Origin of the sequence: Galactobacter sp. (assembly GCF_022712295.1) — a bacterium.
Taxonomy (GTDB): Bacteria; Actinomycetota; Actinomycetes; order Actinomycetales; family Micrococcaceae; genus Galactobacter.
In genome coordinates this window covers 38,160-59,294 of record NZ_JALAGT010000131.1, presented here as the reverse complement: position 1 = coordinate 59,294, position 21,135 = coordinate 38,160, and the positions used below count along the sequence as shown (strand labels likewise).

At 65.7% G+C, this 21,135-nt stretch carries 20 protein-coding genes and 1 pseudogene; 2 read left to right on the top strand and 19 right to left on the bottom strand.

Annotated features, from left to right (window positions below; genetic code table 11):
* Together Q0A15_RS10010 and Q0A15_RS10005 are read right to left on the bottom strand one after the other, a co-directional pair.
* Positions 1–584 (bottom strand): annotated as a pseudogene (locus tag Q0A15_RS10010) (hypothetical protein); the annotation flags it as partial.
* Positions 585–667: 83 nt separating this feature from the next.
* Positions 668–2,734, bottom strand: a complete 2,067-nt coding sequence (locus Q0A15_RS10005; protein ID WP_291279387.1) for a hypothetical protein — start codon at positions 2,732–2,734, stop codon at positions 668–670.
* Positions 2,735–2,981: 247 nt separating this feature from the next.
* Here Q0A15_RS10005 and Q0A15_RS10000 point away from each other — a divergent pair, with 247 nt between their 5' ends.
* Positions 2,982–4,226, top strand: coding sequence for an AI-2E family transporter (locus Q0A15_RS10000; RefSeq protein WP_291279386.1), 1,245 nt, complete (start codon positions 2,982–2,984; stop codon positions 4,224–4,226).
* A 3-nt stretch (positions 4,227–4,229) separates the two neighbouring features.
* Here the strand turns inward: Q0A15_RS10000 and Q0A15_RS09995 are convergent, their stop codons facing one another.
* A complete protein-coding gene (locus tag Q0A15_RS09995) occupies positions 4,230–5,015 on the bottom strand; it encodes an alpha/beta fold hydrolase (RefSeq protein WP_291279385.1) in 786 nt (261 codons plus the stop codon).
* 504 nt (positions 5,016–5,519) lie between these two features.
* On the opposite strand from Q0A15_RS09995, the gene nucS reads away from it, so the two are divergent.
* The gene (gene nucS / locus Q0A15_RS09990; RefSeq protein ID WP_291279384.1) at positions 5,520–6,215 is read left to right on the top strand and encodes an endonuclease NucS; all 696 of its coding nucleotides are present in this window, start codon (positions 5,520–5,522) and stop codon (positions 6,213–6,215) included.
* Positions 6,216–6,296: 81 nt separating this feature from the next.
* Here nucS and Q0A15_RS09985 read toward each other — a convergent pair whose 3' ends face one another.
* The 16 genes from Q0A15_RS09985 to rho all read right to left on the bottom strand — a co-directional run bounded on the left by Q0A15_RS09985 (position 6,297) and on the right by rho (position 20,953).
* Entirely contained in the window at positions 6,297–6,731 is a 435-nt protein-coding gene (locus tag Q0A15_RS09985) for a DUF2550 domain-containing protein (RefSeq protein ID WP_291279383.1), read from the bottom strand.
* 16 nt (positions 6,732–6,747) lie between these two features.
* Complete coding sequence (locus tag Q0A15_RS09980; protein WP_291279382.1) at positions 6,748–7,014, bottom strand: F0F1 ATP synthase subunit epsilon; 267 nt, start codon at positions 7,012–7,014, stop codon at positions 6,748–6,750.
* A gap of 2 nt (positions 7,015–7,016) precedes the next feature.
* Positions 7,017–8,471, bottom strand: coding sequence for a F0F1 ATP synthase subunit beta (atpD, locus tag Q0A15_RS09975; protein WP_291279381.1), 1,455 nt, complete (start codon positions 8,469–8,471; stop codon positions 7,017–7,019).
* 103 nt (positions 8,472–8,574) lie between these two features.
* Entirely contained in the window at positions 8,575–9,462 is an 888-nt protein-coding gene (locus Q0A15_RS09970) for a F0F1 ATP synthase subunit gamma (RefSeq protein WP_291279380.1), read from the bottom strand.
* Between the two features lie 60 nt (positions 9,463–9,522).
* Positions 9,523–11,160 carry a F0F1 ATP synthase subunit alpha gene (gene atpA / locus Q0A15_RS09965; protein WP_291279379.1) on the bottom strand — a complete coding sequence of 546 codons (1,638 nt, stop codon included), beginning with the start codon at positions 11,158–11,160 and terminating at the stop codon, positions 9,523–9,525.
* 69 nt (positions 11,161–11,229) lie between these two features.
* Positions 11,230–12,039: a F0F1 ATP synthase subunit delta gene (locus Q0A15_RS09960; RefSeq protein WP_291279378.1), complete on the bottom strand. Its 810-nt coding sequence runs from the start codon at positions 12,037–12,039 to the stop codon at positions 11,230–11,232.
* Positions 12,039–12,584, bottom strand: coding sequence for a F0F1 ATP synthase subunit B (locus Q0A15_RS09955; protein ID WP_291279377.1), 546 nt, complete (start codon positions 12,582–12,584; stop codon positions 12,039–12,041). Before Q0A15_RS09955 ends, Q0A15_RS09960 begins: the two co-directional genes overlap by 1 nt.
* 81 nt (positions 12,585–12,665) lie before the next feature.
* Positions 12,666–12,878, bottom strand: coding sequence for an ATP synthase F0 subunit C (gene atpE / locus Q0A15_RS09950; RefSeq protein ID WP_291279376.1), 213 nt, complete (start codon positions 12,876–12,878; stop codon positions 12,666–12,668).
* A gap of 109 nt (positions 12,879–12,987) precedes the next feature.
* Positions 12,988–13,794, bottom strand: a complete 807-nt coding sequence (gene atpB / locus Q0A15_RS09945) for a F0F1 ATP synthase subunit A (protein WP_291279375.1) — start codon at positions 13,792–13,794, stop codon at positions 12,988–12,990.
* Positions 13,795–13,870: 76 nt separating this feature from the next.
* Positions 13,871–14,113: a hypothetical protein gene (locus Q0A15_RS09940; RefSeq protein WP_291279374.1), complete on the bottom strand. Its 243-nt coding sequence runs from the start codon at positions 14,111–14,113 to the stop codon at positions 13,871–13,873.
* A gap of 2 nt (positions 14,114–14,115) precedes the next feature.
* Positions 14,116–14,625: a hypothetical protein gene (locus Q0A15_RS09935; protein WP_291279373.1), complete on the bottom strand. Its 510-nt coding sequence runs from the start codon at positions 14,623–14,625 to the stop codon at positions 14,116–14,118.
* Between the two features lie 162 nt (positions 14,626–14,787).
* Positions 14,788–15,936 carry an MraY family glycosyltransferase gene (locus Q0A15_RS09930; protein ID WP_291279372.1) on the bottom strand — a complete coding sequence of 383 codons (1,149 nt, stop codon included), beginning with the start codon at positions 15,934–15,936 and terminating at the stop codon, positions 14,788–14,790.
* Entirely contained in the window at positions 15,933–16,607 is a 675-nt protein-coding gene (locus tag Q0A15_RS09925; protein WP_291279371.1) for an L-threonylcarbamoyladenylate synthase, read from the bottom strand. Before Q0A15_RS09925 ends, Q0A15_RS09930 begins: the two co-directional genes overlap by 4 nt.
* A 5-nt stretch (positions 16,608–16,612) precedes the next feature.
* Positions 16,613–17,620, bottom strand: coding sequence for a peptide chain release factor N(5)-glutamine methyltransferase (prmC, locus tag Q0A15_RS09920; protein WP_291279370.1), 1,008 nt, complete (start codon positions 17,618–17,620; stop codon positions 16,613–16,615).
* Positions 17,617–18,696 (bottom strand): peptide chain release factor 1, encoded by a 1,080-nt coding sequence (gene prfA, locus Q0A15_RS09915; RefSeq protein WP_291279369.1) that lies wholly within the window; start codon positions 18,694–18,696, stop codon positions 17,617–17,619. Before prfA ends, prmC begins: the two co-directional genes overlap by 4 nt.
* 124 nt (positions 18,697–18,820) lie before the next feature.
* A complete protein-coding gene (rho, locus tag Q0A15_RS09910) occupies positions 18,821–20,953 on the bottom strand; it encodes a transcription termination factor Rho (RefSeq protein ID WP_291279368.1) in 2,133 nt (710 codons plus the stop codon).
* Positions 20,954–21,135: the final 182 nt, after the last annotated feature.

The following is a 21,135-nucleotide window of genomic DNA, read 5'->3' as shown; positions in this document are numbered from 1 at the left end:
ATCCGGTAGATGGTGGCAGCGGCGTCGAAATCGTCCGCGGCCAGAGCTGCCTCGGCCTCGGCGAAACGAGAGGGTTCGCTGCCGTCTGCCTGGCTGTTGAGCGGGGGGACCGTGCCGGCCATGCCCTGCTGAACGGCCACCTGCGTCAATTCCTTCAGCAGGGCCTCGATCTGAGTCTTGTCCACGGGACCGGTGAACAGGGGCATCGGGCGCCCACCCAGGACCGCCAGCACGGCGGGGATCTGCTGCACGCTCAGGGCCTGCGCCACCCGCGGCTGCTGGTCCGGGTCGATGAGGCCGAGCACCATCCGGCCCGCCTCCGACTCCACCGCGGCCACGAGGTCACTACGCAACTGATCGCCGCCGGGAACCCGCGAGTTCGTGACGGCCAGAACCACAGGAACCCGTGTGGAGAGTTGAACCACTTCTTGGAACAGCTGTTCATCGACCTGAACGGCCCATTTACCTGGAGCAGTGGATTCCGGAGAGCTGCCTGCATCGGTCCGGTCCTGGCCGTCTGCTGCCCCGAGGGCAGAGAGGTCGACCGCGCCGTGCGAGGAAGCAGGCTGCTGTTGCGATGACATGGTGTTGGATTCACTCCTTGGAACTGATGACAACTTGTCGATCTGGTCCGGCTCGTGGCGGCCGGAGGGTCACCGCAGGCGACTCACTTCAGGTCGATCCCGGTGACCTGCTGCGCGGCACCCACCACGCGGATCTTTCCGTCCCCTGCGGCGGGGATGTAGAGGAAGATCGGCACCTGGTAGGTGGTCACGACACTCTTGGAGGTCTCCTTCTCACCGGTGAGCTTGCCGGCGTCACCCGGCAGGGTCATGCTGCCACCCTGGCTGGGCTTGGCCGCGGTGGTGATGGTGACGTCTGCCGAGACGTAGGAGCCGCCCTGGGGACTGGCCAGCACCTTCGTGGAACCGGAGTCCACGGAGAAGCTGGTCTGGAAGGAGGCGTCCGGATCGGCCTTCTTCAGCGCCTTGGTGAAACTGTTCACGTTCGTGTGCCACTGCGTCACGAACTTGGAGTCGTCGAATTTCTGCGCCCACTTGCTCTTGGAGTTCTTGAGCACGTCGGCGAAACCATTCGCCGCTTCGGCAGGGGTGGCGGCAAGCCCGTCCTGGTCCGGCGCCTGCGTGACGACCTCGGGTGAGCCCAAGATGACCGCAGGCAACTTGGCGTCCTCCACCATGGGTACGGACTGGACCACTGCGTAGTTGGATCGAGGAGACTTCTGCTCCAGGGTCACGGTCACTGGGTAGGACTGGTTCTGGCCCTGCGTCACGAGCATGACCACACGCGGCCACTGGCTCGTGGTGGTCACGGCCGCGGCTCTGAGCTGGTCCCCGTCGATGGCCGGGATGGCGGCGACGTCGCTGACTCCCTTGCCGCGGTTGGCATAGTTGTTGGTGCGCAGCTCCAACGCCGGACCGGCGAACCTGTCGCCGAGGTCCTTGGCCTTGCGAGACTTGTCGCCCTTGGCCTGTGCCGCGGAAACGTCATCGAGGATGCGCTGCAATTGCGACTCGACGAGCACGGGGTGTGCATCGGCCTCGGAGGACTCGCCCTGCTGCTCATCCGCGGCCACGGTGACCGACGTCTGGGGAGCCGCCCACGCCGAACCTGCCGGCAGCACCAGGGCACTCGCCGCGAGGCCGACCGCAGCGCCGCGGCGCCAACGAACGCCCCGTCCTGGACCCCCACGCCGGGAGTCGTCTTCAGCGGGTCCGCCGGGGAGGTCGGAATCGTCGTTGCCCGCCATGTCGTCCTCCTCAGTGGGGTTCTCGACCGGACCGACGTATTCCTCGGATTCGGCCAGATCCGCCAGGTCCTCGGTGTCCGCTTCCGGAACATCGGGAAGATCCAGTGGGCGGATCATCGTCTCGTCATCGCCGGCCAGTGGGCGAATCACCGTGTCGTCATCGCTGAGCAGCGTTTCGTCGCTGCTCGCGGCCGTGGTCACCACGGGCAAAGCGCTGGTGGATGCCTCGGTGCCATGTGAGGAACGCTTGGTCCCGCGTTCTGCCTCACGAGAGGCCCTACGAGAACCGGGCGCGGCCGGAGCGGCCGCCCGACGACCGCGTTCGCGAGGCTTACGCCTGAAGAAGATCAGTGCCGCGATCAACAACACCAGGGCACCGACGAACCACCACACTGCGGATCCGAATTTGGCTGCAGGCGTGGCGGCAGGGTTGTCCCACGTCATCGACATCTCGGTAGGAGCGGCATGCTGGCCGTCCGTGGCCAAGAGCATGGTCCATTCGCCGTCCGCTGGAGGCGTCCAGGAGTTCTGGTCATCTGCGTCCCCCGAGGACCAGGACGCGGTCCATTCACCCGACTGTTGGGCATCCGCAACCCACAGATCCGATCCGGCCGGGTTCGGTGCGGTGGATGAACCTGGGACCTGCTGCACCGAGAAGGACCCGTTGTCCTCGTCCACACCGCTGAACACGGTCCGGCTGGCGTCGCCGACCCAGGCGTCCACGTCCTCGGCACGGCCCACCACGGCACGGAACTTGCCATCAGCATGAACGGTGAGAGATGCCCCGTCACCGGCGAACTCCCTCACCGGCTGCGTGATCAGGGTCAGTGGGGCTTCGGTGTCCAGGTTCTTGGACTCGACGCTCAGGGTCGCGGGAGGGGCCCAGAAGGAGAGCCGCCCTACCCCGATGACGGCGGACACCACACCGAGCACGAGCAAGATGATGGGGACGGTACGGCGCACTGGTCTGGTTCCTCGAATTCCTCAATAACGGACACACTTCGGCTTCCAGTGTATCGACCCGACCCTGGGATGAGGCTTGGAACGGGCCACCGAATGTTTCCGAGGTGATCGGACACACCCTCAACCGTCTCCGAGCGGCTAGCCTGGTCCCGTGCCCACGAGCGATTCCCCTGGAAGCACCCCGTCCTCTGAGCCGACGGGGCCCGAGGCGACGCGCCGTGACGAGTCGGCGGCGGCGGGCCCCCCCGTGCCCAACGCCGAAGCACAGTCCGGCCCCGACATCGCCGGGGACGGCGCTGCCGGGGACGGTACCCAGCCGAACGGCGGCGCTGAGGGCGTCACGACGTCGGGCACGGGATCGCACGAACGGCAGCGTTGGTACCAGCGGCTGCTCGGCGGCCCCGAACGGAGCAACCCACGGCTTGGGCCGGCGACGGAGGCCTCTACGGGCCAGGTCCGGCTGAGGCCAGTCGCCTTCGGATTCTCCATGGGGCTCGGGCTCGCCTTCGTGGTCCTGCTGTGGATCCTGCTGGCCTCCTTGGACCAGCTGCTGATGTGGATCGCGCTGGCCCTGTTCATCGCCCTCGGCCTGGACCCGGTGGTGCGTTTCTTCGAACGCCGGGGATGGCCGCGGATCGGTGGCGTGCTTGTGGTGCTCGGGGGGTTCGTTGCCGTGGCCGGGACCGTCTTGGCCCTCCTCATCCCGCAGCTCGTCACGCAGATCACGCAGTTGGTCAATCACGCTCCTGAGATCATCGACTCCGTCGTGGCCAATTCCACCGTCCAGAGCATCGATGAGCACCTGGGGATCCTGGACGAACTCGAGACCCGCGTCGACGACGCCCTGAACAGCCCGGACGTCCTCGGTGGCATCTTCAACGGTGTCGTCACCGCAGGAACGGTGGTGGGGCAGGTCGCTTTCGGCGCCCTCATCGTGTTCGTTCTCGCCATGTACATCCTGGTCTCGCTGCCCGGCCTGAAGACCTTCGCGTACTCCATCGTTCCCGCCTCGCGACGAGCTCGGACCAGTCAGCTGACGGAACAGATCACCGCCGGGGTGGGCAACTACGTCATAGGCCAGGCCACCGTTGCGATCTGCAACGCGGTCTTCGCCTTCATCCTCATGAGCATCGTGGGTGTTCCCTACCGTGCGCTGCTCAGTATCGGCGTGGCGATGCTGGCCTTCGTCCCCCTGGTGGGAGGGGTGTGCGCAGGAATCCTGGTGCTGCTCGTGGCCCTGTTCGATCCGGGGTGGCAGGCAGCCCTGACCTACGCGATCTTCTACTTCAGCTATCTCCAGGTCGAGGCGTACCTGATCTCGCCGAAGATCATGAGCCGAGCAGTCAAGGTGCCCGGCGCGGTGGCCGTGATCGCGGTGGTGGCAGGCGGGAGCCTGCTCGGGATCCTTGGAGCACTCATGGCCATTCCTGTGGCCGCCGCCGTTCTGCTCCTGGTCAAGGAGATCTGGGTCAAGCGACAGGATGCCCGTTGACGCTCACGCCTTCGCGACCAGTCCCGTGACCTCTGCCGGTAGGGTCGGCGCATCGTCACCGAGCACCGCGTCCACGATCTCCTGGTGGACCCGCTGCACGTACTTCTCCCCCACCCACAGGTGTTTCGCGCCCGCCACAGGCACCAACTCCGCGCTGGGGACATGCCGACCGAAGACCTCGTGGGCCTCGGCAGGCCTCAGGTAATCATCGAACTCCGGAACCAGGATCTTCAACGGCAGCCCCGTGCCCTCCCAACGGTCCAAGTCCTCCATGGTGGCACGGTGGAGCGGCGGCGACAACAGGATCGCCCCGTTGATCCGTCCCAGATTGGGCCGCACCGAACCGTACCTCAGGACCAGTTCCGTTCCGAAGCTCCACCCCACCAACCAGACATCGGGCAGCCCCCGTTCTTCCACGAAGTCAAGGGCAGCGGCCACATCGAAGCGCTCGCCCTCGCCCTCGTCGAACTCGCCTTGAGACGTCCCGCGCGGCGACGTCGTTCCTCGGGTGTTGAAACGCAGCACGGCCAGGTCCGCCAAGGCGGGCAAACGGTACGCGGCCTTGCGATACACGTGAGAGTCCATGAAGCCGCCGTGGGTGGGCAAGGGGTGCAGAAGCACCAGGGTCGCCTTGGGCGCGGACTCCGCCGGTAGGGCCAATTCCCCCACCAGCTCCAGACCGTCCTGGGTGTGCAGCACCACATCCTCCCGCTGGGCGGGCAGCACGCTGTCCGGTCGCAGACGGACTGGTTCGCGGTGAAAACGATAAAGAAGACGTTCGGAGGTCACCAGCCCATCGTATGCGGCTTCCTCGGAGTCCTCAGCGTCGGGGGGCGTGGTGATCCCAACACCGTTGGTGCCAATGCCGGCGGTCGGCTTCCGCATCACGATCGGAGCGCGGTCCGTCCGCGCGCCAGGCCACCAGATGGCTCACCCCTGGGGAGATGATCTGGTCGCACCCCGGACAGCGATAGGACTTCAGGGCACCGTAGGAGGCAATGCCTCGCACGTGCCACGCCCCGTCCGAGAAATGCTGCACCGTAGCCAGGCCGTGGTGTCGCCAACCACCGTCACCGCCGAAGTCGAGGCTCCATCCGCCGGGACCTTCGACCTCGTTCGAGGACGAGCGCTGTCCCCGCGAACGCGAGGACTTGCTTGGACGTGAGGAACGACGCGGACGATTGGAACGTGGCACCCCACTATTGTGCGCCGCCGGAACCCTGGATGGACACACCGGCACCACACGATCGGCCGAGTGCCGGCCCGAGGCGCCGAACCCCTTAGAATGATTCGGTGCGTTTGGTGATCGCGAAGTGTTCTGTGGACTACGAGGGCCGTCTGCGCGCCCATCTCCCCCTGGCCAAGCGGCTGTTGATGGTCAAGGCGGACGGCTCCGTTCTGATCCATTCCGACGGCGGCAGTTACAAGCCCTTGAACTGGATGAGCCCACCCGCTCACCTGCACATCGAGGAGCCCGACGAGGACGACCGCGCTGCAGGGGTGTCCGAGGTGTGGCAGGTACAGGCCGCCAAGAACGACGACCACCTCACCATCCGCATCACCGAGCGGATCTCGGACACCGCCCATGAACTCGGTATGGATCCAGGTCTGGTCAAGGACGGCGTCGAGGCCGATTTGCAGCGGCTGCTCGCCGAACAGATCGAACTGCTCGGAATCGGCACCACGCTGGTTCGACGCGAGTACATGACCGCGATCGGACCGGTGGACATCCTGGCCCGGGACGCGGAGGGAATGGGCGTGGCCGTCGAGCTCAAACGCCGCGGCGATATCGACGGTGTGGAGCAGCTGACGCGCTACCTGGATCTGCTGAATCGCGATCCCCTGCTTGCTCCGGTCCGCGGAGTCTTCGCTGCGCAGCAGATCAAGCCGCAGGCTCGCACGCTGGCCTTGGACCGAGGCATCGAGTGCCTGGTTCTGGATTACGATGCCATGCGCGGTGTCGACGACGCCGAGTACAGGCTCTTCTGAGCATTGAACAACTTCAGCGAGGGCCCCGGAACCGTGAACGGTTCCGGGGCCCTCGCCGTACTGAAGTGAAGATGTGAGCGGCTACTGCCTCCAGGTACCGACACCGGCAACCGGTCCGGCCTCGATCCAGGCGGAGAGCCCGGTGTAGGCCGCGTAGCTGAGACCCAACCGAACCCGACCGACATCGGTGTCGAGATCCACGATCATGTCGCGGTCGTCGTCAGCGGAGTCCTCCTCGGATTCCGTGATGTCCCGACCGACGATCTCCAGGCTGGTCCTCGTCATCGTGAGTGCCGGCAGCGGGGACAGCGACCACAGTTTCAGGAACTCCAGGCTGTGGTCGTTGTACTTGCAGATGCCGGAGCGCCAGCTGGTGGACTCCCCCCGCTGCAACTCGCACTCGAACGTGCCGAGCATGGAGCGCAGCTGATGCCTGCGCATCAGGAACGCCCCCGTCAGTCCGGCTGCGATGGCCACCACCGCAGCAACGAGACCGACGAGGACGTACCAATGCACGGGCGTATCGGTTCCGTCAGGCCTGCGCCAGTTCGGCGTCGTCGGCCACGATGGTCACCCGATCGGAATCGACGGAGAGGAAACCCCCGTCTGCCTTGATGTGAACGCGCGGGCCCTCGAGGGGCTCGATCTCCACACGACCGGCCGCCAGCAGCGAGAGCACCGGGGTGTGACCCGGCAGCACGCCGATGTCGCCTCCCACGGTGAACGCGTTGACGCGACGAGCCTGACCGGCCCACACGTGGTGGTCGGCGGCAACGACCTCGACGTCGAGCTGAGACATGATCAGGATTCCTTCTGGATCTTGTCCCAGGCGCGCAGCACGTCGTTGATGTCACCGACGTTGAAGAACGCCTGCTCGGCAACGTGGTCCAAGTCGCCGTTGCAGATGGCGTTGAAGCCCTCCACGGTGTCCTTGATCGGCACGGTGGAACCCTCGACACCAGTGAACTGGATGGCCGTGTAGGTGTTCTGCGACAGGAACTGCTGGATGCGGCGTGCGCGGGAGACGACGATCTTGTCCTCTTCCGAGAGCTCGTCCACACCGAGGATCGCGATGATGTCCTGCAGTTCCTTGTTCTTCTGCAGGATCTGCTTCACGCGCACAGCGGTGTCGTAGTGCTCCTGGCCCACGTACTGCGGGTCGAGGATGCGCGATGTCGAGGTCAGCGGATCCACTGCCGGGTACAGACCACGCGAGGCGATCTCACGGGAGAGCTCCGTCGTTGCGTCCAAGTGGGCGAACGTGGTGGCCGGCGCCGGGTCGGTGTAGTCGTCAGCAGGAACGTAGATGGCCTGCATCGACGTGATGGAGTGCCCCTTGGTGGACGTGATGCGCTCCTGGAGGAGACCCATCTCGTCTGCCAGGTTGGGCTGGTAACCCACGGCGGAGGGCATACGGCCCAGCAGCGTGGACACCTCGGAACCGGCCTGCGTGAAGCGGAAGATGTTGTCGATGAACAACAGCACGTCCTGCTTCTCGACATCGCGGAAGTACTCCGCCATGGTCAGACCGGACAGGGCCACGCGCAGACGCGTTCCCGGCGGCTCATCCATCTGACCGAACACCAAGGCGGTGTCCTTGAGCACGTTGGCCTCGTCCATCTCGACCCAGAGGTCGTTACCCTCACGGGTACGCTCGCCGACACCGGCGAACACGGAGGTACCGCCGAAGTTGCGGGCCACACGCGTGATCATCTCCTGGATGAGCACGGTCTTGCCCACGCCTGCGCCGCCGAACAGGCCGATCTTGCCGCCCTTGATGTAGGGGGTCAACAGGTCGATCACCTTGATGCCGGTCTCCAGCATCTCGGTGGAGCCCTCGAGCTCGGAGAAGTGCGGGGGCTTGCGGTGGATGGGCCAGCGCTCCTGGACGCCGACTTCCTCGATCGGCACGTCGAGGGAATCGCCGAGCACGTTGAAGATGTGCCCCTTGACTTCCTTGCCGACCGGAACGGAGATCGGTGCACCGGAGTCCTGCACCACGGCGCCGCGGACGAGTCCGTCGGTGGTCTGCAGGGAGATAGCGCGCACCAGGTTGTCGCCGAGGTGCTGGCTGGTCTCGAAGGTGATGGTGCGCTTGGCACCGTTGAGCGTGACCTCGGTGGTCAGCGCGTTGTAGATAGCCGGAATCGCGTCCGCCGGGAACTCGACGTCGACGACCGGGCCGATGACGCGGGCGATGCGGCCGGTGGCACCCGGCGTCGCGGTCGTCCCCGCTTCGGTAACTTGAGCAGTCATCTCTCTCACTTCACTTAGGGGTTTGGCTGCGTGTGCTTCTTGGTCCCGAACCTGGTTCGGGCTGCGCCGCTACACGCGAAACGCTTGTTCAGACGAATGACGGTCAGAGCGAATCCGCGCCGGCCACGATCTCCGTCAGTTCCTGCGTGATCTCCGCCTGGCGGGCGTTGTTGCGCAGTCGCGTGTACTTCTCGATCAGGTCGGAGGCGTTGTCTCCGGCGGTCTTCATGGCGCGCTGGCGTGCTGCCAGCTCGGAGGCCGCGGACTGCAGCAGAGCCGCGAAGACGCGCGAGTCGATGTAGCGGGGAAGCAGTGCGTCTAGCACCTCTTCCGCCTCGGGCTCGTACTCGTAGAGCGGCAGCACCTCGCTGGTAGTCTCGGTGACCTTCTCCTCGACGACCTCCAGGGGCAGCAGGCGAACCACGGCGGGTTCCTGCAGCACCATGGACTTGAACTGCGTGTACACGAGGTGGATCTCGTCAACGCCGCCTGCCGCGGTCTCGGTGTTGAAGGCCTCGAGGACCTTGGCACCGATCTCCTTGGCGGTCTCGAACACCGGCTCATCAGTGGAACCGGTCCACACCTGCTTGAAGCTGCGCTCGCGGAACTCGAAGTATGCCTCCGCCTTGCGGCCGTAGAGGTAGACGTCGACCTGCTTGCCCGCCTCGGTGAGCCTGGTGATGAGCTCTTCCGCTTCCTTCAACACGTTGGCGGAGTACGAACCCGCCAAACCACGGTCTGAGGTGCAGATGACCACAGCGGAGCGAGTCACGGACTCCGGCTCACGAGTGAGCGGGTGATCGACCTCGGACTGAGAAGCGACGGCGGAAACGGCGCGAGTGATGGCCTTCGCGTAGGGCAACGACGCGGCCACACGGCCACGCGCCTTACCGATACGCGAGGTAGCGATCAGCTCCATCGCCTTGAAGATCTTCTTCATCGACGACGTCGATGCGATCTTCTGGCGGTAAACCCGGATCTGGGCTCCCATGGATGTCCTTTCCTCCTCGGAGGGGGCGGATCCTGGTGGACCCGCCCCATGTTCCGAGGGTCAGCGCTTCTGCGTGACGATCTGTTCCTGGGCAACGTCCTCGTCGCCGAGGGCGTTGAACTCCTCGTGGCCCGCGGCCACCAGGTGGTCATCGCCCTTGCCGAAGAAGCCGGCCTTGACCTCTTCCACGGTGGACTCGAGGGCTGCCACGGTGTCGTCCTCCAGCTTGCCCGTCTGGGCAATGGTGGTCAGCACCGAGGTGCGGCGACGCAGCGCGTCAATGAACTCGCCCTCGAAGCGCAGCACGTCCTCCACCGGGACCTCGTCCAGGTGGCCCTTGGTACCGGCCCAGATGGAGACAACCTGCTCCTCGACCGCGTAGGGCTTGTACTGGCCCTGCTTCAGCAACTCCATCAGTCGGGAACCACGGGTCAGCTGCTGCTTGGAAGCGGCATCCAGGTCGGAGGCGAACATGGCGAAGGCCTGCATGTCGCGGTACTGCGCCAGGTCGATCTTCAAGGTACCGGCAACCTTCTTCATGGCCTTGACCTGAGCGGCGCCGCCCACGCGGGACACGGAAACACCCACGTCCACAGCGGGACGCTGGTTGGCGTTGAAGAGGTCCGACTGCAGGAAGATCTGGCCGTCGGTGATGGAGATGACGTTCGTGGGAATGAACGCGGAGACGTCATTGGCCTTGGTCTCGATGATCGGCAGACCGGTCATGGAGCCGGCACCGAGCTCGTCGGAGAGCTTTGCACAACGCTCCAGCAGGCGGGAGTGCAGGTAGAAGACGTCACCCGGGTAGGCCTCGCGTCCCGGCGGGCGGCGCAGCAGCAGGGACACGGAGCGGTAGGCCTCGGCCTGCTTCGACAGGTCATCGAAGATGATGAGGACGTGCTTGCCGCCGTACATCCAGTGCTGGCCGATGGCCGAGCCCGCGTAGGGGGCAAGGTACTTGAAGCCGGCAGCATCGGAGGCCGGGGAGGCCACGATGGTGGTGTACTCCATGGCGCCGTGCTCCTCCAGGGTCTCCTTCACGGAGGCGATGGTGGAGGCCTTCTGGCCCACGGCCACGTAGATGCAGCGCACCTGCTTGGTGACGTCACCCGTGGCCCAGTTGTCGCGCTGGTTCAGAATGGCGTCGATCGCGATGGCGGTCTTGCCGGTCTGGCGGTCACCGATGATCAGCTGGCGCTGACCGCGACCGATCGGGATCATGGCGTCGATGGCCTTCAGGCCCGTCTGCAGGGGCTCGCCGACGGACTGGCGCTGCGTCACCGTGGGTGCCTGCAGTTCCAGGTTGCGGCGGCCCTCGGCGACGATCTCGCCCTGGTCGTCGATGGGGTTACCCAGCGGGTCCACGACTCGGCCGAGGAAGTTGTCACCGACCGGCACCGAGAGAACCTCGCCGGTGCGGTGCACCTCCTGTCCCTCTTCGATCCCTTCGAAGTCACCGAGGACGATGACACCGATTTCGCGGCGGTCCAGGTTCTGAGCCAGGCCCAGGGTGCCGTCCTCGAAACGGACCAGTTCGTTCGCCATGACAGAGGGCAGGCCCTCGACGTGAGCGATGCCGTCGGCAGCGGTGACCACGTGGCCGACCTCCACGCGCTGGGCAGAATCCGGGGTGTAGGACTCGGCGAAGGCGTTGAGGGCGCTGCGGACGTCGTCTGCATTGATGGTCAGATCGGCCATCTGCGTCTCCTAAGCTCTAAAGTTCGTAATTCAGTCTGTGTATGTGTCGCTTGTGTGCCCGAGGCTGCGTCAGCCGGCCATGCGGCGGCGCAGTTCGGCAAGGCGGGTGGCTGCCGTGGCATCCACGACCTCGTCCCCGACCTCCACGCGAAGACCGCCCACGAGGGTACGGTCGATGACCACGTTGAGGCGAAGCTCTCGGCCGTAGAGGGCGTTGAGTCCGGCCAGCAGCCGGTCAGCCTGCTCCTGGGTCAGCGGACGGGTTGCGCTGACGGTGGCGATCCACCGGCGCTGGCGACGCGCTGCCACTTGTGCGAATCGCTCCACCAGGTCGGTGGGGCGGAGGCCACGAGGGTCCGTGACGGCCCGCGTGATCAACGAGCGAGCGGCCTCGGTAGCGTTGGGGACCAGCGTGGTCGCCAACTCTGCCTTGGCCTGGGCCGTCGCGGAGCGATCCTCGAAGGCCCACAACAGGTCGTGGTCCGCCTTGACCAGGTCCACGAACCCGAGCAGCTGTGCCTGCAGCGCGTCGAGGCCGTCGGCCCCGTCCCGCTCTGCCACCGCTACGGCCGCGAGGGCCGCGAGGTGCTCCAGCGTGTCGCCGAGATCGCGTTCGTTGCTCCAGCGGGAAGCGACCAGCGCGTTCACCACGTTGAGCGTGGCTGCGCCGACCTTGGATCCGATCAGTTGCGTGACGAGACCCTGCTTGGCCTCGGCATCGCGGGAAGGATCGGTCAGGGCGCGACGCAGGCTGGCGTTCGCGTCCAGGAGGCCGAGCACATCGAACAGTTCCTGGGAGAGGGACAGATCTGCCCCGCTCAGGACCTCTTCGAGGCGTGACTCGGCCGCGGCCTGTGACTCACTCGTCGTTGCTGCCATTACTTCGCTGCACCTGCCTGCTGGGCCTCGAGGTCGACCAAGAAACGGTCGACGACGCGGGCGGAGCGAGCGTCGTCATCGAGGGCCTCGCCCACGATCTTGGACGCCAGGTCCGTGGCCAGGGATCCGACCTCGGAGCGCAGCGAGGCCTGTGCGGCGACGCGTTCTGCTGCGATGGCGGTCTGTGCCTGTTCGGTCATGCGTGCGGCCTCGGAGGAAGCCTTGGCCTTGGCTTCCGCCAGGATCTCGGCTCCTTCGGAGCGAGCCTCCTCACGGATGCGACCGGCCTCGGTGCGCGCGTCGTTGAGTTGCTGCTTGTAGGCGTCGCGTGCTGCGTTGGCCTCGGCCTGTGCGGCCTCTGCCTTTTCGATGCCACCTTCGATGGCGGCGGTGCGCTCGGCGAAGGTCTTCTCGAACATCGGCACGGCGACCTTAGCGACGATGAACAGCAGGATCAGGAAGCCGACGAGGGTGACGAGCACCTCCCACCAGTTCGGCATCAGGGGGTTTGCGCCCTCAGCTGCCAAGATGACTGCGTTGTCCATGTTTCACCCGTCTTTCTGTATCTGCGTTGGGACTGAATCACGTGGGCCGGCTTGTACTACTCGAACCGGCCTGAGTGAGGATCAGGACCAGACGAAGGCGAACACCAGGCCGAGGATGGCGAGGGCTTCGGTGAAGGCCAGACCCAGGAAGGCCAGCGGCTGCAGGACGCGCTGTGCCTCGGGCTGGCGGGCAACACCCTGGATGAAGGCCGCGAAGACGAGACCCACGCCGATGCCGCCGCCGATGGCGGAGAGGCCGTAACCGATGGCGTTGAGGGAGCCGGAGATTTCCATTGTTTTCCTTTCACGATGTCCCCGGGGCTTCTTCCCGGTGGACAGGGCGGGTGAATGACCCCCGTCGTGGTGAACAGGGGAGGTTCTTGGGTGGACCAGTTGGTCCGGGTCAGTGGGCCTCGCCGATGGAGCCCTGGATGTACACGGCCGTCAGCAGCGCGAACACGTAGGCCTGCAGCACCTGGATGAAGATCTCGAACAGGTACATGGCCAGACCGCCGATGAAGATCAGCGAACCGATCGGGTAGCCCCACCATTCACCCAGCTGGGTGAACATGAAGCTCATGGCGGTAGCGGTCAGCGCGACGATCATGTGCCCGGAGAGCATCGTTGCGAAGAGTCGGAGGGAGTGGGTCATGGGACGCACGATCAGGTTCGAGAGGAACTCGATCGGGATCACCACGATATAGAGGACCGGCGGGACGCCGGAGGGCATCAGCAGCACCTTGAAGTACTTGAAGCCGTGGGTCTTGAAGCCCAGGTACAGCCAGTACAGGTAGACGATGCCGGCCAGTGCATAGGCGGTACCGACATGGGAGGTGACGGGAACCTGGAAGAAGGGCAGTGAACCCATCAGGTTGCCGAGCAGAATGAAGAGGAACAGCGAGGTCAGCAGCGGAGTGAACTTACGGAAGTCCTTCTCGCCCAGCATGTCCTTGCTGATGTTGCGGCCGAAGCCGTAAGCCATCTCACCGGCGAACTGGAACTTGCCCGGCACCAATTTGCGCTTACGCGCGGTGGCGACCAGGAACCAGGCCACCACGACGACGATGAGCAGTACCAGGAGCATCTGCTTGCCGAAGCCGGTGCCGTATTCTGCATTCCAGGGGAGGATCTCGGGGAGGTGGAGGTCCTCCAGGGTGGGAGGCGTGAATTCGTCGCCTGAAGCGACGCTCGGTTGCGCAAGCGCGATCAACGCTTTTCCTCTCTGCTGTCAGTTGCTGACACACGCAGGGGGATAACCCGCACCTGCGCGGTGAACTTAGCTTCGGTCATGAATCCTTCACCGTCTTCGCGTGGTCCCGTTCTTGGGCTGCCACGTGCATCCTGGCCAGGAGGGCCCCGACCACGACACCGAGGCCGATCCCGACGTACAGGACCCAGCTCTGGTGCACCATCAGACCCACGACAAAGCCTACCAAACCGAGGAAGATCACTCCGGCAATGATGTAGTTCAGGTACATCTTCCCGGGCGTGAGTTCTTGCGACATCCAGGCCGGTTGATTCTCTGCCATGTTCAGGCCTCCTTGGTTCTGGCGTGGGCTGCACCGGTGGCGCTGCCCTGCTGGGGTGCGTCATCGAAGAGTTGCAGTCTGAGACTGGAGAAGAGGTAGACCTCCACGAGCTGCCAGACCAACACGCAGGTCACTGCGGAGACGGTGATCCAGAGTCGGGAGAACCAGGCGGGGTCACGTGGAATGAGCAGCAGGGCGCCGAACCCGATCACCTTCACGATGTAGGTGACCATGAAGGAACTCATGATGGCCTTGGGTGCCTTGTGGCCAACGTAGGCGGCCACGACCAGGGAGATGCCGAAGAACAGCACCACCACGAGCATGGCGGCCAGGGAGGAGACGAACCCGGAGGTTCCGCTCGTCAGCGCTCCGATCACGCTGACCACCAGGCCGGCACCGAGGGTCACCAGACCCGATCTCATCGCGATTCCGAGCCACGGGTTGTCCTGGGAAGACGTTGCCTCGACCGGCACCTCAGCGCGACGCCGCGCTGTTGCCTGTCGATGACCCATGTGTCCTCCAACCGCACCAGATGGTTGCGGCTCTGTCTAGCTAAGGGGTGATGGTGCGCCAGAAGACGGCGCATCGCAAATCATTCTACCTTGCGTCGAACTCGTGACGAAACCGAGGAAAGTGACGTGCGCGTCACAAACTCGTTTCTGTTCGCATCCGGATCAGAGCCGTCCCCTACGTTGCTCCGCCATCCGACGGGCCTTGGCAGCCGATCGAATCGAGAATCGCTTCCGGATCCAGGGGCTGGCGGTCACCAGCGCCGCCGCCACGAGGGCTACGGCCATGACGGGCAACGAGATCGTGGCAGGGATCCAGTTCAGCGAGACGGTACCGAAGGCCACGATGGCCGACCACACGTAGAGCAACAGCACGGCGCCCCTGTGCGTGTAGCCGCCGTCCACGAGCTTGTGGTGTAGGTGCCCACGGTCGGCGGTGAACGGAGAGGTCCCGCGTGCTGTGCGCCTGATGACGGCCGCGACCATGTCGATCACCGGGATCAGGATGACCGCGAGGGGCAGGAGGATGGGCATGTAGGCGGGGACGTTGCGGAAGCGGAATCCGTCCAGTGCCTGGACGTCGGTGGTGACGCTGATGGCGGCCACGGCCATGACGAGGCCGATCATCTGGGCCCCGGTCTCCCCCATGAAGATCTTGGCCGGGTTGAAGTTGTGGACAAGGAAGCCAAGCGATGCCCCGAGCAGCAGAACCATCAACAAGGCGGCCAGGTTCGAGTGATCGTACTGGTTCACGTCCTTGGCCAGCAGGTAGCAGTAGAGGAAGAAGGCGCTGGCACCGATGGCGGCGATGCCGGCAGCGAGGCCGTCCAGTCCGTCCACGAAGTTGATGGCATTCATCATGGCCACCATGACCAGCACAGCGACGGCGATCTGCCAGAACGGGTTCTGCAACATGAACCAGCCAACGGGAAGGACTTCGATTCGCACACCGGAGAAGGCAAGTAACAGGGCCGTGCCGAACTGGCCGACCATCTTGATGGACCAGTGAAGGTCGAATAGGTCGTCGGCCACGCCGATCACGAGCACCACGAGGAGCGCCAGAACCAGGCCGAGGACGATATCCGGCCGGGTGAAGATCCCGGAGAGAAAGGGTGCTTGGGATGCCATCGCCAGTCCCACGAGCACCGCCGCGATCATGGCCACTCCCCCGAGCTTGGGGATGTGTTCGTGGTGCATGTCCCGGCTGCGCAGCGGGATGTCCGCCATGGTGCGCATTCCCACTGCACGCACCAACGGCGTCACGCAGGCGGAGACCGCGAACGACACCGCAAGCATGAGCAGGTAGACCCTCATGCGGCGGGGTCCCGGTCGATTCCCACGATGTCCGGGTCCAGTTCCTGCAGCGTGTCCAGGGGCAGGGCGCCTTGCCGCACCACCCGCGGGGGCTCGACGGTGTAGTCCACGATGGTGGAGGGGGTAGGGGTCACGCCCTCCAACGGCCGGGCACCGTCCTCGAGGTAGACCTCCACGGAGTCGGCCAGTTGCGCTCTCGCGTCGGCCGCGGTGGGGCCCGTGGGGACGCCGGTACGGTTGGCGCTGGACACGGCCAGCGGCCCCACGGCGGAGAGCAGGTCCAACGCCACCTCGTCGTCCGGCATCCGCAGACCCACCGTTCCGTGGGTTTCGCCGAGGTCCCAGGTCAGGGACGGCTGCGCGGGGAGAATCAGCGTCAACGCACCAGGCCACAATTTCTGCGCCAGGATCCTGGCACCTTCCGGGACGTCGGTTGCGAGACCGTCGAGTGCCGACAGTCGCGGGATCAGGACCGGTGGCGGCATCTGACGGTTCCGGCCCTTGGCGGCCAGCAGTGTGGCGACGGCCTGAGGGGAGAATGCGTCCGCACCGATCCCGTAGACGGTATCGGTGGGGATGACGATGCATCCGCGTGCGGCCAGGGCCTCCTGGGCCGCAGCGATGCCTTCGGCACGGGCTGCCGGATCCGAGCAATCGTAGAGGGCACTCACGAAGGCTATTCTCCCACGTCGGCTGCGGCTGCGGTGCGAACCGCGGTGGTGAAGCGATCTCGCCCGGTGAGGTCCTGATGCACGACGACGTCACTCCACTGCGCGGTCCCCGTCGCCTGCCGCATGGCTTCGCCCTGCGTCTCATCATGTTCCATGACGAGGGTGCCGCCCGGCTTGAGCAGGAGTGCGGCCTGGCGGATCAGCGCGGCCGGGAGGTCCATGCCGTCCGCCCCTCCGCCATAGAGGGCCTCGACCGGATCGTGGTTCCCCACCTCGGGATCCGCATGGTGCCTGGTTCCCGGGATGTAGGGCGGATTGGAGATCAGCACGTCCACGTTTGTCTGCAGCCCCTCCCCCACTTCTCCTGGATTGCCCACCACCCGCGCGTCGCCGTGGAGGAGCTCCACTCCGGTCGCCTCCAGGTTGCGTGCGGCCCAGATCAGGGCGTTGTCCGAGAGTTCCACGGCAACGACCTCGGCCTGAGGCAGCTCAGTTGCCACGGCAGCGGCGATGGCGCCCGACCCCGTACACAGATCCACTACCAGGGGGCGTTCCACTCCCGCACCCAGGACGGCCCGTGCGGCGTCGATCGCTGCGCCGGCCACGAGTTCCGTCTCCGGGCGAGGAACGAACACCCCTGGCCCCACCTGCAGTTCCAGCTGCCGGAAGGGCGCACTCCCGGTCAGATGCTGCAGAGGCACGCGCTGTGCCCTGGCTGCCACGAGTTCCGCGTAGCCCGCGGGGACGTCCTCCCCCATCAACGCCATCACGGCCAGCCTGCCGCGGTCCACGTCCAGAAGGTGGGCTGCAAGGACCTCGGCATCGTTACGAGCGGACTCGATGTGGGCCGCACGCAGTGCGGCGGTGGCGGCACGCAGTGCCGCCCGCAGATCGGCCGCTTCCCCCAACGAGGCGGGGATACCGACGGGAGCGGGCAACGCGTCGTCGAACATCGGCGCGCCTGTGGCGGCGGATCCCGAGGGTTCAGGCAAGCCGACGAAATGGCCGCTCATGCTTGGTCCTCCAGTGTGGCCAGGCGGTGCGCCTCGTCGGCGGCGACGCAGGAGTCGATCACGGGCTGCAGGTCGCCGTCCAGGACGTGGTCCAGGTTGTAGGCCTTGTACCCGGTGCGGTGGTCGGCGATGCGGTTCTCCGGATAGTTGTAGGTGCGGATCCGCTCCGAGCGGTCCATGGTGCGCACCTGGGAGTGCCTGGCATCGGCGTTCTCCGCGTCCAACTGTTCCTGCTGGTGCGCCAACAGCCTGGAGCGCAGCACTCGCATGGCCGCCTCGCGGTTCTGCAGCTGCGATTTCTCGTTCTGCATCGCCACCACGATGCCGGTGGGGAGGTGGGTGATGCGGACCGCGGAATCCGTGGTGTTCACGCTCTGACCACCGGGTCCGGAGGAACGGTAGACGTCGATCTTGAGATCATTGGGGAGGATCTCGATCTCGTCCGGTGCGTCCACTTCGGGGAAGACCAGCACGCCTGCGGCGGAGGTGTGGATGCGCCCCTGGGATTCCGTGACGGGCACGCGCTGCACGCGGTGAACGCCGCCCTCGAACTTCAGCGAGGCGAACACGCCCTCGGCCGGATCCGAACCCTTGCCCTTGATCGCGATCTGTGCGTCCTTGTAACCACCGAGGTCGGACTCGGTGGAGGAGATCATCTCCACCTTCCACCCTCGGGACTCCGCGTAGCGCGTGTACATGCGCAAGAGGTCACCGGCGAACAGTGCGGCTTCCTCACCACCCTCACCGCCCTTGACCTCCAGGATGGCGTCACGGGCGTCGTTGGGGTCGCGCGGGATCAGGAGCCTGCGCAGCCGCTCTGCGACCCCGGGGCGTTCCTTCTCCAGCTCTTCCGCCTCGGCCGCGAACTCGGGGTCGAGACTCGCCATCTCACGAGCCGCCTCGAGATCCTCCCCCATCTGCTTCCACCGATGGTAGGTCTCCACCACGGCGTTGAGTTCGGCACCGCGGCGCCCCAGTCTCCTGGCCAGACCCTGGTCCTGGTACACGGCGGGGTCCGCCAGACGCTGCTGGATCTGAGCGTGTTCCTCGACGAGGGCCTCTACGGCTTCGAACATGATGATGGCTTCCCTGTGTGCTGTGGTGCGGGCGGTGCGTGCGGATGGTGCGGGAACGCGAACGCGCCCGGGCCGTCACCCCTTCCGTTGAGAGGATGGGGCGGCCCGGGCGCGGTCTGCGTTGCTAGCGGTTCTCGCCGAGGGTGGTGCGGTTGACCACCATCAGGAACTCCGCGTTGGAGGAGGTCTCCTTCATCTTCTTCAGCAACAGTTCGAGGGCCTGCTGCTGATCCAGACCGGAGAGCACGCGGCGCAGACGCCACATGATGCGGATCTCCTCCTGCGAGAGCAGCTGCTCCTCGCGACGGGTGGAGGACGCGTTGACGTCCACGGCCGGGAAGATGCGCTTGTCCGCCAGCTGGCGGGAGAGACGCAGCTCCATGTTGCCCGTGCCCTTGAACTCCTCGAAGATGACCTCGTCCATCTTGGACCCGGTCTCCACCAGAGCGGTGGCGAGGATGGTCAGGGATCCGCCGTTCTCGATGTTGCGTGCCGCACCGAAGAACCGCTTGGGCGGGTACAGCGCGGCTGCGTCGACACCACCGGAGAGGATGCGACCGGAGGCCGGTGCCGACTGGTTGTAGGCACGGCCCAGGCGGGTCATGGAGTCCAGCAGGACCACCACGTCCTTGCCCTGCTCCACGAGGCGCTTGGCGCGTTCGATGGCCAATTCCGCCACCGTGGTGTGGTCCTCTGCGGGGCGATCGAAGGTGGAGGCGATGACCTCGCCACGCACCGAACGCTGCATGTCGGTGACCTCTTCAGGGCGCTCGTCGACGAGCACCATCATGAGGTGGACCTCGGGGTTGTTCTCGGTGATGGCGGCAGCGATGGACTGCAGCACCATGGTCTTACCGGCCTTGGGCGGGGAGACGATGAGGCCACGCTGGCCCTTACCGATGGGGGCCACCAGGTCGATCACACGGGGGCCGACCAACTTGCTGTCGGTCTCCAGGCGCAGACGCTCCTGGGGGTAGAGCGGGACGAGCTTGTTGAACTCGACGCGGTTCTTGTTCTCCTCGACCGGGACACCGTTGACGGTGGCCAGCTTCACCAGCGGGGTGTAGCGGTTGCGGGAGGAGTTGTTCTCCCGCTCCTCGCCCTCGCGGGGAGCGCGCACGGCACCAACCACGGCGTCGCCCTTGCGCAGGTGATACTTGCGCACCTGCTGCAGGGAGACGTAGACGTCGTTCTGGCCGGGCAGGTAGCCGGAGGTGCGAACGAAGGCGTAGTCGTTGAGCACGTCGAGGATGCCTGCCACGGGCTGCAGCACATCGTCCTCGGTCAGTTCGACGTCCTCGACCTCGAACTGGTTGCGGCCACGGCCGCGACGGTTGCGCTGGTTGTTGCGCTCGCGCTGACGCTCGCGGCGGTTGTTGCGGTCGTTGTTCTGCTTGTTGCCGCCCTGCTTGCCGCCACGATCATTGTTGTTGCGATCGTTGCTCTGCTTGTTGCCACCCTGGTCGATACCGGACTCACCGTCGCGGTTACGGTTGCGATTGCGGTTGCGCTGATTGCGGGTCTCCCCGCGCTCGTCGTTCTGCTTCTCGCCCTGCCGGCCATCCTGCTTCTGACCCTGGCGCTCGCCCTGCTTCTCGTTCTGGCGCTCGCCCGAGTCCTGCTTGGCGTTCTCGGCGTTCTCGGCCGGCTTGGCCTCGGCCTGGTTGTTCTCCTGTTGCGCGTCCTCGGTGCCGGAGTTGTTGCGGCGGGAACGACGACGGCGAGGGTTGCCTGCATCTGCGGCTGCGGCGATGGCCTGCTCGCGCTCGGCCCGCAACGCGGCCTGTGCCTGCGCACGCTCCTTCACGGACAGCTGGGCCTCGGCCTTGGGAGCCTCTGCCTGTTCCGGCTTCTCCTGCGAGGCGGAGTCGGAGGCGTTCGACGGGGAGCCCGCGTCCGAGGTCGCGGAACGACGGCGCCGCGTGCGCTTCGGAGCGGCCTGTTCGCCCTGGTCCGCGGCGTCGGCCGTGGCGGACTTGGCGGGCTTCTCCGACGGCTCGGCCTTGGCCTGCTCTGCCTTGGACTGCTCAGCCTTGGCCTTCTTTTCTGCCTTGGCCTTCTCGGCTGCATCGCGGTCGGCCACCGAGCCGCCGCGCTGATGGTCGGAGATGGCGGAGACCAGGTCGGCCTTGCGCATGCGCTTGGCGCCGGAGATACCCAGCTGGGCAGCGAGTTCCTGCAGCTGTGCGAGTTTGAGTGCGGAAAGCCCGCCCTGCTTGGGCTTCTGCTTGGTGTCCACGTCTGTGGTGACGGTCACGAAGGTTCCTTTTTTCGTTCGTGTTCGGTGCCGGACGGGCCTGACGAGGCGTCCTCGAAAATGGCGGTCCGGATGATTCCATACCGACTGATGCGAAACATGGAATCGTTGCGGGACGCACGCGGCTGCGTTCTGCGCCCCGACTGACCCGCATGGGGCAAAGTCTCGGGAACGACTACTGA

Bases quoted from the DNA above. Each gene is read 5' to 3' on its own strand.
- Q0A15_RS09980 (WP_291279382.1), bottom strand. From the start codon at position 7,014: ATGTCTCAGCTCGACGTCGAGGTCGTTGCCGCCGACCACCACGTGTGG.
- atpD (WP_291279381.1), bottom strand. From the start codon at position 8,471: ATGACTGCTCAAGTTACCGAAGCGGGGACGACCGCGACGCCGGGTGCC.
- Q0A15_RS09970 (WP_291279380.1), bottom strand. From the start codon at position 9,462: ATGGGAGCCCAGATCCGGGTTTACCGCCAGAAGATCGCATCGACGTCG.
- atpA (WP_291279379.1), bottom strand. From the start codon at position 11,160: ATGGCCGATCTGACCATCAATGCAGACGACGTCCGCAGCGCCCTCAAC.
- Q0A15_RS09960 (WP_291279378.1), bottom strand. From the start codon at position 12,039: ATGGCAGCAACGACGAGTGAGTCACAGGCCGCGGCCGAGTCACGCCTC.
- Q0A15_RS09955 (WP_291279377.1), bottom strand. From the start codon at position 12,584: ATGGACAACGCAGTCATCTTGGCAGCTGAGGGCGCAAACCCCCTGATG.
- atpE (WP_291279376.1), bottom strand. From the start codon at position 12,878: ATGGAAATCTCCGGCTCCCTCAACGCCATCGGTTACGGCCTCTCCGCC.
- Q0A15_RS09940 (WP_291279374.1), bottom strand. From the start codon at position 14,113: ATGGCAGAGAATCAACCGGCCTGGATGTCGCAAGAACTCACGCCCGGG.
- Q0A15_RS09935 (WP_291279373.1), bottom strand. From the start codon at position 14,625: ATGGGTCATCGACAGGCAACAGCGCGGCGTCGCGCTGAGGTGCCGGTC.
- Q0A15_RS09930 (WP_291279372.1), bottom strand. From the start codon at position 15,936: ATGAGGGTCTACCTGCTCATGCTTGCGGTGTCGTTCGCGGTCTCCGCC.
- prmC (WP_291279370.1), bottom strand. From the start codon at position 17,620: ATGAGCGGCCATTTCGTCGGCTTGCCTGAACCCTCGGGATCCGCCGCC.
- prfA (WP_291279369.1), bottom strand. From the start codon at position 18,696: ATGTTCGAAGCCGTAGAGGCCCTCGTCGAGGAACACGCTCAGATCCAG.